This is a genomic window from Nitrospirillum amazonense (genome assembly GCF_007828045.1).
In the GTDB taxonomy this organism is placed as follows: Bacteria; Pseudomonadota; Alphaproteobacteria; order Azospirillales; family Azospirillaceae; genus Nitrospirillum; species Nitrospirillum amazonense_C.
Window position 1 is genome coordinate 32099 of record NZ_VITN01000023.1, and the last position, 14020, is coordinate 46118.

General features: G+C 67.0%; 12 protein-coding genes. 5 read left to right on the top strand and 7 right to left on the bottom strand.

Annotated elements, in window-relative coordinates:
- The first annotated feature begins 10 nt into the window (after positions 1 to 10).
- The 5 genes from FBZ89_RS25285 to aptA all read left to right on the top strand — a co-directional run bounded on the left by FBZ89_RS25285 (position 11) and on the right by aptA (position 6722).
- Positions 11 to 1405: a flavin monoamine oxidase family protein gene (locus tag FBZ89_RS25285; RefSeq protein WP_145753273.1), complete on the top strand. Its 1395-nt coding sequence runs from the start codon at positions 11 to 13 to the stop codon at positions 1403 to 1405.
- A 15-nt stretch (positions 1406 to 1420) separates the two neighbouring features.
- Positions 1421 to 2476 (top strand): agmatinase, encoded by a 1056-nt coding sequence (speB, locus tag FBZ89_RS25290; RefSeq protein ID WP_145753275.1) that lies wholly within the window; start codon positions 1421 to 1423, stop codon positions 2474 to 2476.
- A gap of 95 nt (positions 2477 to 2571) precedes the next feature.
- Entirely contained in the window at positions 2572 to 3855 is a 1284-nt protein-coding gene (gabT, locus tag FBZ89_RS25295; RefSeq protein ID WP_145753277.1) for a 4-aminobutyrate--2-oxoglutarate transaminase, read from the top strand.
- Positions 3852 to 5327, top strand: coding sequence for an NAD-dependent succinate-semialdehyde dehydrogenase (locus FBZ89_RS25300; RefSeq protein ID WP_145753278.1), 1476 nt, complete (start codon positions 3852 to 3854; stop codon positions 5325 to 5327). Before gabT ends, FBZ89_RS25300 begins: the two co-directional genes overlap by 4 nt.
- Positions 5328 to 5414: 87 nt before the next feature.
- Positions 5415 to 6722, top strand: a complete 1308-nt coding sequence (gene aptA, locus FBZ89_RS25305; RefSeq protein WP_145753280.1) for an omega-aminotransferase AptA — start codon at positions 5415 to 5417, stop codon at positions 6720 to 6722.
- A 303-nt stretch (positions 6723 to 7025) separates the two neighbouring features.
- Here aptA and FBZ89_RS25315 read toward each other — a convergent pair whose 3' ends face one another.
- From FBZ89_RS25315 to FBZ89_RS25345, 7 genes are all read right to left on the bottom strand, one after another.
- Positions 7026 to 8168, bottom strand: a complete 1143-nt coding sequence (locus FBZ89_RS25315; protein ID WP_145753283.1) for a PepSY-associated TM helix domain-containing protein — start codon at positions 8166 to 8168, stop codon at positions 7026 to 7028.
- A gap of 7 nt (positions 8169 to 8175) precedes the next feature.
- Positions 8176 to 10296 (bottom strand): TonB-dependent siderophore receptor, encoded by a 2121-nt coding sequence (locus FBZ89_RS25320; RefSeq protein ID WP_186457576.1) that lies wholly within the window; start codon positions 10294 to 10296, stop codon positions 8176 to 8178.
- A gap of 162 nt (positions 10297 to 10458) precedes the next feature.
- Positions 10459 to 12054, bottom strand: coding sequence for an IS66 family transposase (gene tnpC / locus FBZ89_RS25325; RefSeq protein ID WP_145753360.1), 1596 nt, complete (start codon positions 12052 to 12054; stop codon positions 10459 to 10461).
- Positions 12055 to 12162: 108 nt separating this feature from the next.
- Positions 12163 to 12444 carry an IS66 family insertion sequence element accessory protein TnpB gene (tnpB, locus tag FBZ89_RS25330; RefSeq protein WP_425465978.1) on the bottom strand — a complete coding sequence of 94 codons (282 nt, stop codon included), beginning with the start codon at positions 12442 to 12444 and terminating at the stop codon, positions 12163 to 12165.
- Positions 12445 to 12493: 49 nt separating this feature from the next.
- Positions 12494 to 12931: an IS66-like element accessory protein TnpA gene (tnpA, locus tag FBZ89_RS25335; protein ID WP_145753287.1), complete on the bottom strand. Its 438-nt coding sequence runs from the start codon at positions 12929 to 12931 to the stop codon at positions 12494 to 12496.
- Between the two features lie 91 nt (positions 12932 to 13022).
- The gene (locus FBZ89_RS25340; protein ID WP_145753289.1) at positions 13023 to 13121 is read right to left on the bottom strand and encodes an AlpA family phage regulatory protein; all 99 of its coding nucleotides are present in this window, start codon (positions 13119 to 13121) and stop codon (positions 13023 to 13025) included.
- 321 nt (positions 13122 to 13442) lie between these two features.
- Entirely contained in the window at positions 13443 to 13997 is a 555-nt protein-coding gene (locus tag FBZ89_RS25345) for a TetR/AcrR family transcriptional regulator (RefSeq protein ID WP_211115359.1), read from the bottom strand.
- Between the last annotated feature and the right edge of the window lie 23 nt (positions 13998 to 14020).

Sequence of the window (14020 nt, forward strand, 5' to 3'; positions counted from 1 at the left end):
GGAGAGCGTTATGGGCCAGCCTATCGAGTCCGCCTACCGCCCGGAATCCGCCCGCGCGGAGCCGGTCGATGTCGCCATCATCGGGGCCGGCTTCGCCGGCCTGACCGCCGCCCGCGCCTTGGTGGACGCCGGCCTGCGCGTCACCGTGCTGGAGGCACGCGACCGCGTCGGCGGCCGCATCCATACCCGCCGCGCCCAGGACGGCACCCCCATCGACGTCGGCGGCCAATGGGTGGGACCGGGCCAGGACAAGGTTCTGGCCCTGGCAGAGGAACTTGGAGTGGAAACCTTCCATTCCTTCGAGGAGGGGGAAAACCTCTGCCTTCACAAGGGCCGCCTGATGCGCTTCACCGGCCTGCTGCCGCCCCATGAGCCGGACGCCCTGGCGGAGGTGGAGGCCACCTTCCAGGCGCTGGACATCCTGGCGGCGACGGTGGACGCCGAGGCCCCGTGGACCAGCCCCAATGCCGCCGCCCTGGACAGCGAGAGCTTCGACGCCTGGATCCTCCGCACCGCCGCCGGGGACGAGGCGCGGTTCTGGATGCGCTTCCTGGCCCGGTCCGTCTTGGCGTCGGAGGCACGGGAGCTGTCGCTGCTGCACGTCCTGTTCTACATCAAGGCGGCCGGCGGCCTGGACGCTCTGATCAGCATGGGCGGCGGTGCCCAGGAACGGCGTTTCAGCCTGGGCGCCCAGCACCTGGCGGAGCGTCTGGCGGACACGGTCCGCCCCCATCTGCGGCTCAACACCCCGGTGGCCGCCCTGGCCCAGGACGCGGACGGCGTGACCATCACCACGGTGACGGGCGAAACGGTGCGGGCCGGCCACGTCATCATGACCCTGCCCCCGGCGCTCGCCGCGCGCCTGCGCTACAGCCCGCCCCTGCCGGGAGCGCGGGACCACCTGGCCCAGCGCATGCCCATGGGCGCCTGCATCAAGGTGCAGTGCCTCTATCCCGCGCCCTTCTGGCGGGAGGAGGGGCTGTCCGGCATGGCCATAACCGAAGACGGCCCGGTCAGCCTGATCTACGACAACTCCCCCGCCGCCGGCACGCCCGGCATCCTGGTCGCCTTCATCGAGGGGGACGAGGCCAAGGAATGGACCGCCCGCGCGCCGGCCGAGCGCCAAGCCGCCATCACCCGCTCCCTGGCGCGCCTGTTCGGGCCCCGGGCAGCCGACATGCGGGAGTATATCGAGTTGTCCTGGTTGGAGGAGGAGTACGCCCGGGGCGGCTATGCCGGTGTCATGGTGCCGGGGGCCTGGACCAGCCTAGGCGCGACCTTGCGCCAGCCTACGGGACGCATCCATTGGGCCGGCACGGAAACGGCCAGCCGCTGGCCCGGCTATATGGACGGCGCCATCCGGTCCGGCGAGCGGGCCGCTGCCGAAATCCTCGCGGCGCGCTGAGACGGGGGACCGACCGTGGATCAGTCCAAGCTGGACCGCCTGCGGCAGCGCTACGGCGCCGCCTCGCCGGCCGATTTCTTCGACCCGCATTTCCGCGAGGTGGCGGAGGCGGTGTTCCGGGGCGCGGAGGCGCCGCGCCAGCCCTTCGCCGACGCCGGCACCCTGCTGGACGCGCCCTTGCGTCCCGACCTGGCGGCGCTGGACGATTTCGGCGGCCTGGACATCGCCCTGGTTGGCGTGCCCATGGATCTGGGCGTCACCAACCGGGCGGGGTCGCGCTTCGGCCCCCGCGCCATCCGGGGCATGGACCGCATCGGGCCGTACGAGCATGTGCTGCGCCTGGTTCCCTCGGCCCAGGCCAGTATCGCCGACATCGGCGACGTGCCCTTCAGCAACTATCTCAGCCTGGCGGCCTGCCACCACGACATCCAGGCCTTTTACGGGCGGCTGGCGGCGGCGGGGGTGGTGCCGCTGAGCGTGGGGGGCGACCATTCCGTCAGCTATTCCATCCTGAAGGCGCTGGGCCGGGAGCGGCCGGTGGGCCTGATCCATTTCGACGCCCATTGCGACACCAGCGGCGGCGACGACAGCGCCCGCTTCCACCACAGCGGCCCCTTCCGCCTGGCTGTGCTGGACGGGGTGCTGGACCCGGACCGCACCATCCAGATCGGCATCCGCGGCAGCGCGGAGTTCTTCTGGGAATTCTCCTACGACGCCGGCATGACCGTGCTGCATGCCGAGGACGTGGCGGAAATGGGTGCCAAGGCGGTGATCGCCAAGGCGCGGGAGGTGGTGGGCGACGGGCCGGTCTACATCTCCTTCGATGTCGATTGCCTGGACCCGGTCTACGCCCCCGGCACCGGCACGCCGGAGGTGGGCGGCCTGACCTCGCGGGAGGCGCTGGCCATCCTGCGCGGGCTGGCCGGCCTGGATGTCATCGGCGCGGACGTGGTGGAAATCGCCCCGCAGTACGATCCCACCAGCAACACCGCCCAGGTCGGCGCCCAGATCCTGTTCGAACAGCTTTGCCTGGCCACCCTGGCGCTGGACCGGCGACGACAACACGGCTGACGCCCCGCCACCGTCATCGGCCTGACCTTCCATTCGGCCCGCCGGCCCACCGGCGGGATCGCCGCCCCCTACCCTCGCCCCAGAGGATGCTCCCCATGTCCCGTAACGCCGACCTTCTCGCCCGCCGTGCCGCCGCCGTGCCGCGCGGCGTCGCCCATGCCACCGCCATCTATGCCGAGCGCGCCGACAACTCCCTGCTGTGGGATGTCGACGGGCGGCGCTATATCGACTTCGCGGGCGGCATCGCCGTGCTGAACACCGGCCACCGGCATCCCCGGGTCATGGCCGCCGCCGCCGCGCAGATGGAGCGGTTCACCCACAGCGCCTTCCAGGTGGCGGCCTATGAGCCCTATGTCGCCTTGGCGGAGCGCCTGAACGCGCTGGCCCCGTTCAGCGGCCCGGCCAAGACCGTGTTCTTCACCACGGGCGCCGAGGCGGTGGAGAACGCCGTGAAGATCGCCCGCGTCGCCACCGGCCGTAGCGGAATCATCGCCTTCACCGGCGCCTTTCACGGTCGCACGCTCATGACCTCCGCCCTGACCGGCAAGGTCAATCCCTATAAGAAGGACGCAGGGCCGATGCCGCCGGAGGTGTGGCACCTGCCCTTCCCCATACCGCACCACGGCACCACGGTCGCCGACAGCCTGAAGGCGCTGGATTTCCTGTTCCGGTCGGACATCGAGCCAGAGCGGGTGGCCGCCTTCATCCTGGAACCGGTGCAGGGCGAAGGCGGCTTCAACCCCGCTCCGCCGGAACTGCTGCGTGAGTTGCGCCGCCTGTGCGACGCGCACGGCATCCTGTTGATCGCCGATGAGGTGCAGGCGGGGTTCGGACGCACCGGGCGCATGTTCGGCATCGAACATACCGGCGTGGAACCGGATCTGGTCACCATCGCCAAGTCGCTGGCCGGCGGCTTCCCCCTGTCCGGCGTCATCGGCCGCGCCTCCCTCATGGACAAGGTGGGACCTGGCGGCTTGGGCGGCACCTACGCCGGCAATCCCGTGGCCTGTGCCGCCGCCCTGGCGGTGCTGGACGTCATCGAGGAGGAGGGCCTGCTGGCGCGCGCCGACGCCATCGGCCAGCGCATCAAGGCCACGCTGGAAACGGTCCGGGAACGTAACGACATCCTGCCCATCGGCGCCATCCGGGGACCTGGCGCCATGGTCGCCTTCGAGATTTTCAAGGAGCGTGGCGGCGGCGACCCGGACCCCGACGCCACCCGCCAAGTGACGGCGCGGGCGCTGGAGTTGGGCCTGATCCTGCTGACCTGCGGTGTTCACGGCAACGTCATCCGCATCCTGGCCCCCCTGACCATTCCGGACGCGCAGCTGGATGCCGGCCTGGATATTCTGGTCCAAGCCCTGACGGTGACACGATGAGCATCGATACTGAAAGGCGCCGCCTGGTGCTGAAACGCCCAGATCTGCTGCGCGAGGCGGCCTATATCGGCGGCCGCTGGCTGGCTGCCGATGGCGAGACGGTGGCCGTCACCAACCCGGCCACCGGCCAAGTGCTGGGTCACGTCCCCCGCATGGGCGGGGCCGAGGCGCGGATGGCGACCGACGCCGCCCACGCGGCCCTGCCCGCCTGGCGCAAGCGGACAGCCAAGGACCGCGCGGCCATCCTGCGCCGGTGGTTCGACTTCATGACCGCCCACAGCGACGACCTGGCCCGGCTACTAACGGCGGAACAGGGCAAGCCCTTGGCCGAAGCGAAGGGGGAGATGGCCTATGCCGCCAGTTTCCTGGAGTGGTTCGGGGAAGAGGCGAAGCGCGTTTATGGCGAGACCATCCCAGCACCCCGGACCGACGCCCGCATCCTGGTGACCCGCCAGCCGGTGGGGGTGGTGGCGGCCATCACGCCCTGGAACTTCCCGGCGGCCATGATCACCCGCAAGGTGGGCGCGGCGCTGGCCGCCGGCTGCACCGTGGTGCTCAAACCGTCGGAGTTGACGCCCTTGAGCGCGCTGGCCCTGGCCGTCCTGGCGGAAGAGGCCGGCGTGCCGGCGGGTGTCCTGAACATCCTGTGCGGCGACGCGCCGGCCATCGGCGATGCCTGGATGGCCGATGCCCGGGTGCGCAAGCTGACCTTCACCGGGTCCACCGCCGTGGGCAAGCGGCTGACAGCGGCGGCGGCCGGCACCATGAAGCGCGTGTCCATGGAACTGGGCGGCAACGCCCCCTTCATCGTCTTCGACGACGCCGACCTGGACGTGGCGGTGGAGGGGGCCATCCTGGCCAAGTTCCGCAACACCGGCCAAACCTGCGTCTGCGCCAACCGCCTGCTGGTGCAGGATGGCATCCACGACGCCTTCGCCCAACGGCTGGCGGCGCGCGTGGCGGCACTGGTGGTGGGCGACGGTCTGGCGGGCCCGACCGACCAGGGGCCTCTGATCAATGCCCAGGCGCTGGCCAAGGTGGCGGGCCATGTGGATGACGCCGTATCACAAGGCGCAGCGGTGCTGATTGGCGGTCATCGCCTGGGGGACAGCGGCACCTTCTACAGCCCGACGGTGCTGACGGGCCTGACGCGGACGATGCGGATCACCCGGGAGGAGACGTTCGGACCGGTGGCGGCGCTGCACCGCTTCACCACGGAAGCGGAAGCGGTGGCGTTGGCCAACGATACCACCTCGGGCCTCGCGGCCTATGCCTTCACGCGTGACCTCAACCGTTTCCTCCGGGTGTCCGAGGCGCTGGACTTCGGCATGGTGGGCATCAATACCGCCGCCATCTCAACCGAGGTCGCGCCCTTCGGAGGCATCAAGGAGTCCGGCCTGGGCCGCGAGGGCTCCCGCCATGGCATCGAGGAATATCTGGATCTCAAATACACCTGCGTGGGCAACGTTTAGCCCAACCGCACAGCGCGCGTGCCGGCCCCCCAGAGCCTCGGACTCGAGGTCCTTTCGTTTTTCCATCATCGAAATTTCGAGGCCATCATGACAGGCAACACCATGGACAGCTATTGGATGCCGTTTACCGCGAACCGCCAGTTCAAGTCGGCCCCCCGTCTCCTGGAGACGGCGCAAGGGATGTACTACACCGCCGATGACGGCCGTCGCATCCTCGACGGCACGGCGGGCCTGTGGTGCGTCAACGCTGGACATGGCCGCGAAGAGATCACCCAAGCCGTTACCCGGCAACTGCGGCGCCTGGACTACGCCCCATCATTCCAGATGGGCCACAGCACGGCATTCAGATTCGCCAATGCCGTCACCGACCTTGCGCCTGAAGGCATGGACCGGATCTTCTTCGCCGGGTCGGGCTCCGAAGCTGTCGATACCGCGCTGAAGATCGCCCTGGCATACCAGCGGGCCATCGGCCAAGGTACGCGAACCCGCCTCATCGGGCGGGAGCGCGGCTATCATGGCGTGGGATTCGGCGGTATTTCGGTGGGTGGTATCGTCGGCAATCGCCGGCTGTTCCCTCAATTGCCGGGCGTGGATCATCTGCGTCACACTCATGACTTGGACCGCAATGCCTTCAGCCGCGGCCTGCCGGCTTACGGGGCTGAATTGGCGGACGACCTGGAACACCTGGTCGCCCTCCATGGTGCCGAAACCATCGCCGCCGTCATCGTCGAGCCCGTCGCCGGTTCCACCGGCGTCCTGCTGCCTCCCTCTGGCTATTTGCAGCGCCTGCGCGAAATCTGCACGCGGCACGGCATCCTCCTGATCTTCGATGAAGTGATCACGGGATTCGGTCGATTGGGCGCCCCTTTCGCGGCGGAGTATTTCGGCGTCAAACCCGACCTGATCACGCTGGCGAAAGGTCTCACCAACGGCACCATTCCCATGGGCGCCGTCCTTGCCCGTCGTGAAATCCATGATTGCGTGGTCGCCGGGCCGAAGGGGACCATCGAGTTCCCCCACGGCTATACATACTCGGGCCATCCGGTCGCCTGCGCGGCCGGCTTGGCGACGCTGGACGTCTACAACCGCGAAAAACTTCTGACGCGCGGCGCCGATTTGGCCACCCGCTGGCAAGAAGCACTGTTCACATTGCAGGGTCTGCCCCAGGTCATCGATATTCGCACCATCGGCCTGGTCGCGGGTATCGAGTTGTCTCCCCGGGCGGATGAACCCGGACGGCGCGGCTACGATGCCTTCATTTCCTGCTTCCAGCGGGGTCTGCTCATCCGGGTCACTGGCGATATCATCGCCCTGTCACCGCCACTGATTGTCGAACCCGGCCATATCGCGGAGATGGTGGCAATCCTGGCGGAAGTCATCAAGACCCTGGCCTGACCCGCAGGGGCGCACTTCAAACCGGATAGAAGGCCGTGCCAACTGGTGTGGGAGGGGTGCGCCCCACATAGGATCGCCCCTATCCCGATTTAAAGCTGAGGCAGGAGAGTCAGCGGGCCCGCCCTGTGAACCATAGGACACGCCCTTTCCAGACAATGACGCCCAAGGGGGCCGCCAGGCTTATCCAGGATAGAATCCACCATATCCCCTCCTGGCCCAACAGCGCGGACAACAGGCCGATAATGGTCGAAATCGCAAGTACCGCGGGCCAGAGCCAAATCCTTTGAGACCTTTCCATGCCTGTCACTCCACGGGGCCGACCCGGGCGCCAGCCGTCCGGGCGCCACTTCGCCGTGCCGACGTTCGCTTGGCCGACCACAGATAAAGGCCGCTGCCCAGCACGGCGATGGTGGCCAAATCCATCAGGGCCCAGATGATCTTCAAGGGCATTCCACCGTAATCCCCGAAATGCAGGGGGCGGGAGATTTCCAGCGCCCGCAGGTACCAGGGCAAGGGCCGGACCTCCGCCACCTCGCCGCTGACCGCATCCACCAGCACCGGGGTTTCCAACCGGGCGGTCAGCGGCTCGCCACCCCGCATCCACACGATGTAATGGTGCGGGCTGCCGAAGCGGGAATAGGGATAGGCCACGCTTTCCGGGCGAGCCGCCGGCAACGCCTTCCGCGCGGCGGCCACGGCGGTGCCGACACTGACCACTCGGTCCGGTATGGGCTTTCCGGCCCAAGGACGGATCATGGCGCTCAGCTGGTCCACCTGCCATAGGCGGAACAGAGGCTGGGCCAGGGTGTTGGCCACGCCCGTGGCACCGACCACCACCGTCCACACCAGGATGACAATGCCCACCAGGTTGTGGATATCCAGCCATCGCGTTCGGCGGGCACCCTCCCGCCGGATGGTGCCGAAGGCCATGCGCCGCATGAAGGGGGCGTACAGCACCACACCGGACACGACGGCCGCCAGGAAAAGCAGGCCCATGGCGCACAGAAGCAACGACCCGGGCAGGCCGGCGAAAAGCTCGGCATGCAGGGTACGGATGATGACAGTGGGTCGGCGACGGATCGGCGGCTCAGCCAGTACGGCGCCGTTGCGCAGATCCATAACGGTCAGGCGAAAGCCATCTGGGGTGGCTTGGGGGCGCGGTGCCGTCCACAGATAGAGCAGATGCTCCGTCCCCGCCGGCCAGGTCAGCGACATGGGCACCATCCCGGCATGCTTTTCCAATCCCTGGGCCAAGGCCGCGTCCAGGTCCAGGTCATGATCAGCTGCCGTCACCGCCGCACGAGGCAGCGGCGACAACAGGTCTTCCAATTCATCCTCGAAGATCAGCGGTAGGCCGCTGAGACACAGCACCAGCAGGAAGAGGGTACACACCAGGCTGGACCATTTGTGGACCCAACGCCAGTACCGCAGGGTTGCCGCCGTCATAGCCGTCTCACCAGGCGTATCGCAGGTTGGAAATAAAGGTGCCCCGGATACCGTAGTAGCAGCCCAGGTTGCCGCAGCTGGCGACATAGGTGCGGTCGAACAGGTTGCTGGCGTTCAACTGCACGGACCAGCCGGCCAAGCCGGACGACAGATGGGCAAAGTCATATCCCAGCACGGCATCCACCAGCGTGACGCCATCGACCTGATAGGCGTTGGCGTAGTTGCCGAAGGACGGCCCGACATAACGAACGCCGCCGCCCATGGTCAGCCCGGCCAGCGCACCGTCCGCCGGCGCATAGTCCGCCCATAAGGTGGCCGTATGCTTGGCGATGCCGGGTGGGGTTTTGCCCCGTAGGGCGCCCGTGTACTGGGTGATCTCGTCATCGATATAGGCGTAGGAAGCTTGCAGGTTCAGCCCGGCGATGGGCGTCAGGTGGCCGTCCAGCTCCACACCCTTGGCCTGGATCTCGCCGGCCTGGCTGCTGAAGCCGGTATGCACCGGATCGGCCGTGGTCACGTTGGTCTGGGTCAGCTGATAGACGGCCGCGGTGACGAAGCCGGGGAAGTTGAGCGGCTGGTACTTCACGCCCGCCTCGAACTGCTCTCCTTCCGTGGGTTGGAATTGCCTGCCGTCGAAGGTGACACCGGTCGAGGGCTGGAAGGAAGTGGCATAGTTGACGTAGGGGGCGACGCCATTGTCGAACAGGTAGACCAAGCCTGCCCGTCCGGTGAAGGTGCGATCGGACAGGGTGCTGGTGCTGTTGTTGGCCAGGCGGTTCCGCGCGTCGCTGTCAAACCAGTCCTCGCGTCCGCCCAGGACGATGTTGAGGCCGCCCAGCGCGATCTGGTCCTGGGCGTAAACGCCCGTCTGGTTTTGGCTCTGCAGGCCGTTCTGGATGACGGTGGGTGCCGGCACCGGCTTGCCATAGACAGGGTTCAGCCAGTCCAGCGTGGGCGCGGCGCCATAGCTGTACGCCGCGACATGGTCCCAGCGGGAATTCTGATAGTCGACGCCGACCAGCAGCGTGTGCTTCAAGGCACCGGTGGTCAGATTGCCTTGCACCTGGGTGTCGACGGCGAAGGTGTCCAGCGCCTCGTTGGTTACGTAAGGCGACCGGACCAGGGTGCGGTCGTCGGCGTTCAACGCTTCGAACGTCACAGCCCGGTAATCGGTATCGATGTGCATATAACGCAGGTTCTGACGCACGGTCCAGGTGTCCCCCAGATGGCGGGTGAGCGCGTAACCAGCGGACTTCTGCGTGCGGTCCATATGGTCAAAGTCCGGCTCCCCGCCATAAAAGGAAGTGGGGATACTGCCGTAGCGGTTGGGTTGCGCGGTGCCCCGGCTGGGAATCTGGTTATAGAAGCCGGCGGCGGGCTCTTCCTGATAATTGGTCAGCAAGGTCAGGGTGGTGTCGGTGTCCGGCTGCCAGGTGAGCGCCGGCGCGATAAACCACTTCCGATACTTGGTGTGGTCCACCTGGGTTTCGGTGTCGCGCACCAGGCCGGTCAGGCGATAGGAAAGGGCACCGTCGTCCGTTAGCGCCCCTGTCACATCGCCCGCCCCTTGCACGCGGCCATAGCTGCCGGTCTGGAAGAGGACCTCGCCTCCGGTGGTCACGGACGGCCGGCGGCTGGTCAGCGCCACCAAGCCGCCCGGCGAAGCCTGTCCATACAGGACGGAGGCGGGGCCCTTCAGGGCATCGATGCGGTCCAGGGCATAGGGATCGAACTGCGGCGTGGCCCAGGTACCCGCCTGCAGCCTCAACCCATCCAGATACTCATTGGCGGCGAAACCGCGGATCAGGAACTGGTTGGTCTCGATGCGGTTGTCGGACCCGCCCAACTCACTCAGGACGCCGGGGATATAGCGCAATGCCTGCGTCACGGTTTGGACGTTTTGGATATCGATCTGCTGGCGTTCGATGACGGAAATGGCCTGCGGCGTGACCAGCAGCGGCGTATCGGTCTTGGCCGCCGTCATATCCACGATGCGCTGCCCGGTGATGACGATGGTGTTGTCGTCGCCGGCCCTCTCCGCCTCAGCGGCCCAGGCCCCGGTTCCAACCCCCACCCCACAGGTCAATGCGACCAGGCGGATACCGCCCAGCAGTGCCCGGTTTCCCATCTGCCCCATTGTTTTCGCCTATTCTGAACCAGAGAATTTAATATCGATAACGAGAGTTATTCTCATAACAGCGGCGGATCGCCCAGACAAGGCCAAGCCACGCCACGGTTACGCGTAAGCGTCGTCTGACGGCTACGGCCTGCTCTGGTTGCTCCGCGCGGCTCAGGGCCTCTGGACGATGTTCCAGGGTAGCAGGTCGGTGGTGCGGTTGATTGGATGGTCGGCGATGCGGTCAAGCACGTCGCGCAGATAGGCCTGGGGATCGAGGCCGTTGAGCTTGGCGGTCTGGGTGACGGTGTAGATCGCGGCGGCCCGTTCCCCACCGGCGTCGGAACCGGCGAACATCCAGTTGCGTCTTCCGATGGCCAGGGGCCTGATCGCCCGCTCGGCGGCGTTGTTGGAGAGCTCCAGCCGGCCGTCGTCCACATAGCGCGTCAGCGCCATCCACCGCGAGCGGGCGTAGCGGATGGCCTTGGCCAGGTCGCCTTTGCCGGGGATGCGCAGCAGCGTGGCACCGAGGAAGGCGGCCAGTTCGTCCAGGGCTGGCCGAGCCTTGGCTTGGCGAAGCAGGCTGCGTTCCTCGGCCGACAGGCCGGCCAGGGAACGTTCGATGTCGAACAGCACCCCGATGCGCTTGAGCACCTCCGCGGCCAAGGGAGAGCCGGTTTCGACGTGTTCGTCGAAGAACTTGCGGCGCACATGCGCCATGCAGGCCACTTCGGCGATCCTGCCGCCGTCGTACAGGGCATCGAACCCGCCATAGCCATCGGCATGCAGGTGCCCACGGAAGCCGGCCAGTTCCCGTTGCGGATGCTCGCCCTTGCGGTCGGGCGTGTAGCGGTACAGCACCGCCGGCGGGCCTTGTCCGGCATGGGGGCGTTCGTCACGCAGGTAGACCCACAACCGTCCCGTCTTGGTCTTGCCTCGCCCGGGCTCAAGCACGGGAACCGGCGTGTCGTCGGCGTGCAGCACCGATCCGGCCAGCACGTGCCGACCGATCGCATCGGCCAAGGGGGCCATCAGGGCTGCCGCCTTGCCCACCCAATCGGCCAGCAGCGAGCGCTCCAGTTCCACCCCCTCGCGGGCGTAGATGGCGGACTGCCGGTACAGCGGCAGGTGATCGCAGTATTTGGCGATCAGCACATGCGCCAGCAGCCCGGCGGAGGGCAGGCCGCGCTCGATGGGCAGCGACGGCATCGGCGCCTGCATCATGCCCTCGCAGCACCGGCACGACAGCGCCGGGCGGACGTGGCGGATCACGGTGAAGCGCGCCGGGATGTAGTCGAGCACCTCGGTGACGTCCTCGCCCACCTTGCGCAAGGCGCCGCCGCACGAGGGACAGGCGTCGTGCGGCGCATGCACGATCTCGGTACGCGGCAAGTGTTCCGGCAGCTTGCGCCGGCCAGCCCTGGCGCGAACCTCGGGCGCCCCCTCCAGCGGTGCCGTCGGCAACAGCTCGGCATCGGCCATCGTCGCTTCAGCGGCGGTTGTGGCCTCCAGGTCCTCCAGCGACAGCTCAAGCTGCTCGATCTCGCGGGCGATCTTCTCGGAAGACGAACCGAACTGCATCCGCCGCAGACGGGCGAGTTGGATCTTGAGCTTCTCCATCTCCAGCGCCTTGGCCACCAGGCCCGCCTTGGCGGCCGCCAGTTCGGTCTCGCTGGCCTCACGGCGCCGGCGCTCGGCCTCCAACTCCGCGGCCTGCGCGGCGATGATCGCGCGCAGCGCCGCGACCTCGTCGGGCAATGGGGCGGGCAATGGATCGGCGATGGACGACATAGGGCCGATTCTACCGGACCGGCGGCATCAGAGGGAGGATCAATCACCGTCACGGCGCCGATCCTCAGCGAGCGTGGCAGTCCGGACTCACCCCGCCGTCTCCGGACGCCAGGTTCGCTGCGGAGCCCGCCAGTCCATGCCTTCAAGAAGCATCCCCAGTTGAGCCGGAGTGAGAACCGCCACCCCGTCGCGGCTGATCGGCCACACGAAGCGGCCTTTCTCCAGGCGCTTGGCGAACAGGCAATAACCCTGGCCATCCCAGTACAGGACCTTCACCAGGTGCCCTTGCCGGCCACGGAAGACGAAGAGGTGGCCGGCGAACGGGTCCTGCTTCAGAACCTCCTGGACCAGCATGGCCAGCCCGTCCATGCCCTTGCGCCCATCGCCAAGTAAATCCGCACGCCGGCGGGAACCGTGATCACCGGCCGTCCAGCACATCGGCCAGCCGACGGAGCGTGGCGGGGGCGATGTCCTCACCGACACGCAGCACACGGCCGTTGCTGAGCACCACCTCAACCAGCGCGGCCTGACGCTCAACGGGAGGCCCCGGTGGCAGGGAGGGCATTGCGGTGGGTGGCACCACGCCGGCAGAGGGAGCCGTTTCAACCAGATGCACCGGCACAAATGACGACGCCTCAAGGGAGAGTTCGCCGCTCCTCATCTGCCGGCGCCAACGGTAGATCAAGCTGCTGCACACCCCATGGCGCCGTGCCACCGCCGCTACGGCACCACGACCACCACGAGCCTCGCCAACCAGGCGGATCTTCTCTTCCGCCGAATAGGCGCGCCGCCCACCGGCGCCGGTGATGACCTCGATACGTTGGACTGCCACGGTGCAAACCACACTGCTTGCCATGATGCCAAGCCGGCCACACACCCATGCGCCGCCGGCACATAGCTTTCAGCACAACAGCCGACCAACCAACAAGGCAGCCCACAGATGACGCTTACGTGCCCTCGGCGATTTTGCGGTAGATGGTGGAGCGGCTGAGACTGGTGCGGGCGAGAACGGTTCTCAGACGGACGATACGGTCTGGTACGAGCATGGTCGCGCTGCCTCCTGCTGGATGCTTTTGACATTGCAGAGACAAGACAGAGCGAGGATTTGTCGTTGTGCAATAGATATTTAGCAGTCGTAGTAGTGTGGAGTAGTAGAGGCAAAAAATAAGTGGTCTACAGTCCGAAACCCGACCTCTGTTGAGGTCGCTGTCGTGGGCGCGATTGCTGGAGCTGGACTGCGGCTCGAGCCGATCGCGATACCGAAGCCTTGCTTGCGGCTTCCGGGTACGGGTTCAAGCTGTGGATCGCGTTCGAGACTCTTCGTCTTACCGAGTATCGCCGACCGCGGACCTGTACCCCATGCAGCATTAACCGCGTCGTGTAAGCAGGACCAACTCGGCCGCTTCTTCGGCGTCTTTCAGGAGCGTCTTGCGTGGCGCGCCTAACTGCGCGTGCATCGTCAGACCGCGGGCAAGGTCGATAACCTGGCGCGCCCGCGTGGTGACAGGAAAGTCAGATGGGATTTCTCCCGCGCTGATCCCGTCACGGAAGCGGCGTTCCACGAGCGCTACGCCGCCTGCGGCGGCGTCCTTCAGAAACTGCCTGACCTCAGGGTCGTCCACGAGCGGCGCGACGCACACCATTAGGCATCCTCGGACCGACCCTTCCTCGGTCGCGACTTCCACGGCGTGTCTCAGGAAGCCGGCGATCGCTTCGCGAAGAGCCGGTGGCGAGAAGAGCGCCTTCGCTGCGCCGGCGCCCTTCCGCTCGGCGTAAGCCCGAAGGACACGCAGGAAGAGCGTCCGCTTGTCTCCGAACACGGAATACAAGCTCTGCCGTCCTACACCCATGCCGGCGATGAGATCGTCGATCGCTACACCGTCGTAGCTTTTCGACCAAAAGATCTGCGTCGCTTTGTCCAATGCCTCGCTCTCGTCGAAGGTTC

What these genes read in the sequence shown, in the direction of transcription:
- aptA (WP_145753280.1), top strand. Translation starts at nt 5,415, where the DNA reads ATGACAGGCAACACCATGGACAGCTATTGGATGCCGTTTACCGCGAAC.
- tnpB (WP_425465978.1), bottom strand. Translation starts at nt 12,444, where the DNA reads ATGGACGGGCTGGCCATGCTGGTCCAGGAGGTTCTGAAGCAGGACCCG.
- gabT (WP_145753277.1), top strand. Translation starts at nt 2,572, where the DNA reads ATGTCCCGTAACGCCGACCTTCTCGCCCGCCGTGCCGCCGCCGTGCCG.
- tnpA (WP_145753287.1), bottom strand. Translation starts at nt 12,931, where the DNA reads ATGGCAAGCAGTGTGGTTTGCACCGTGGCAGTCCAACGTATCGAGGTC.
- FBZ89_RS25315 (WP_145753283.1), bottom strand. Translation starts at nt 8,168, where the DNA reads ATGACGGCGGCAACCCTGCGGTACTGGCGTTGGGTCCACAAATGGTCC.
- FBZ89_RS25340 (WP_145753289.1), bottom strand. Translation starts at nt 13,121, where the DNA reads ATGCTCGTACCAGACCGTATCGTCCGTCTGAGAACCGTTCTCGCCCGC.
- FBZ89_RS25320 (WP_186457576.1), bottom strand. Translation starts at nt 10,296, where the DNA reads ATGGGAAACCGGGCACTGCTGGGCGGTATCCGCCTGGTCGCATTGACC.
- FBZ89_RS25285 (WP_145753273.1), top strand. Translation starts at nt 11, where the DNA reads ATGGGCCAGCCTATCGAGTCCGCCTACCGCCCGGAATCCGCCCGCGCG.
- FBZ89_RS25300 (WP_145753278.1), top strand. Translation starts at nt 3,852, where the DNA reads ATGAGCATCGATACTGAAAGGCGCCGCCTGGTGCTGAAACGCCCAGAT.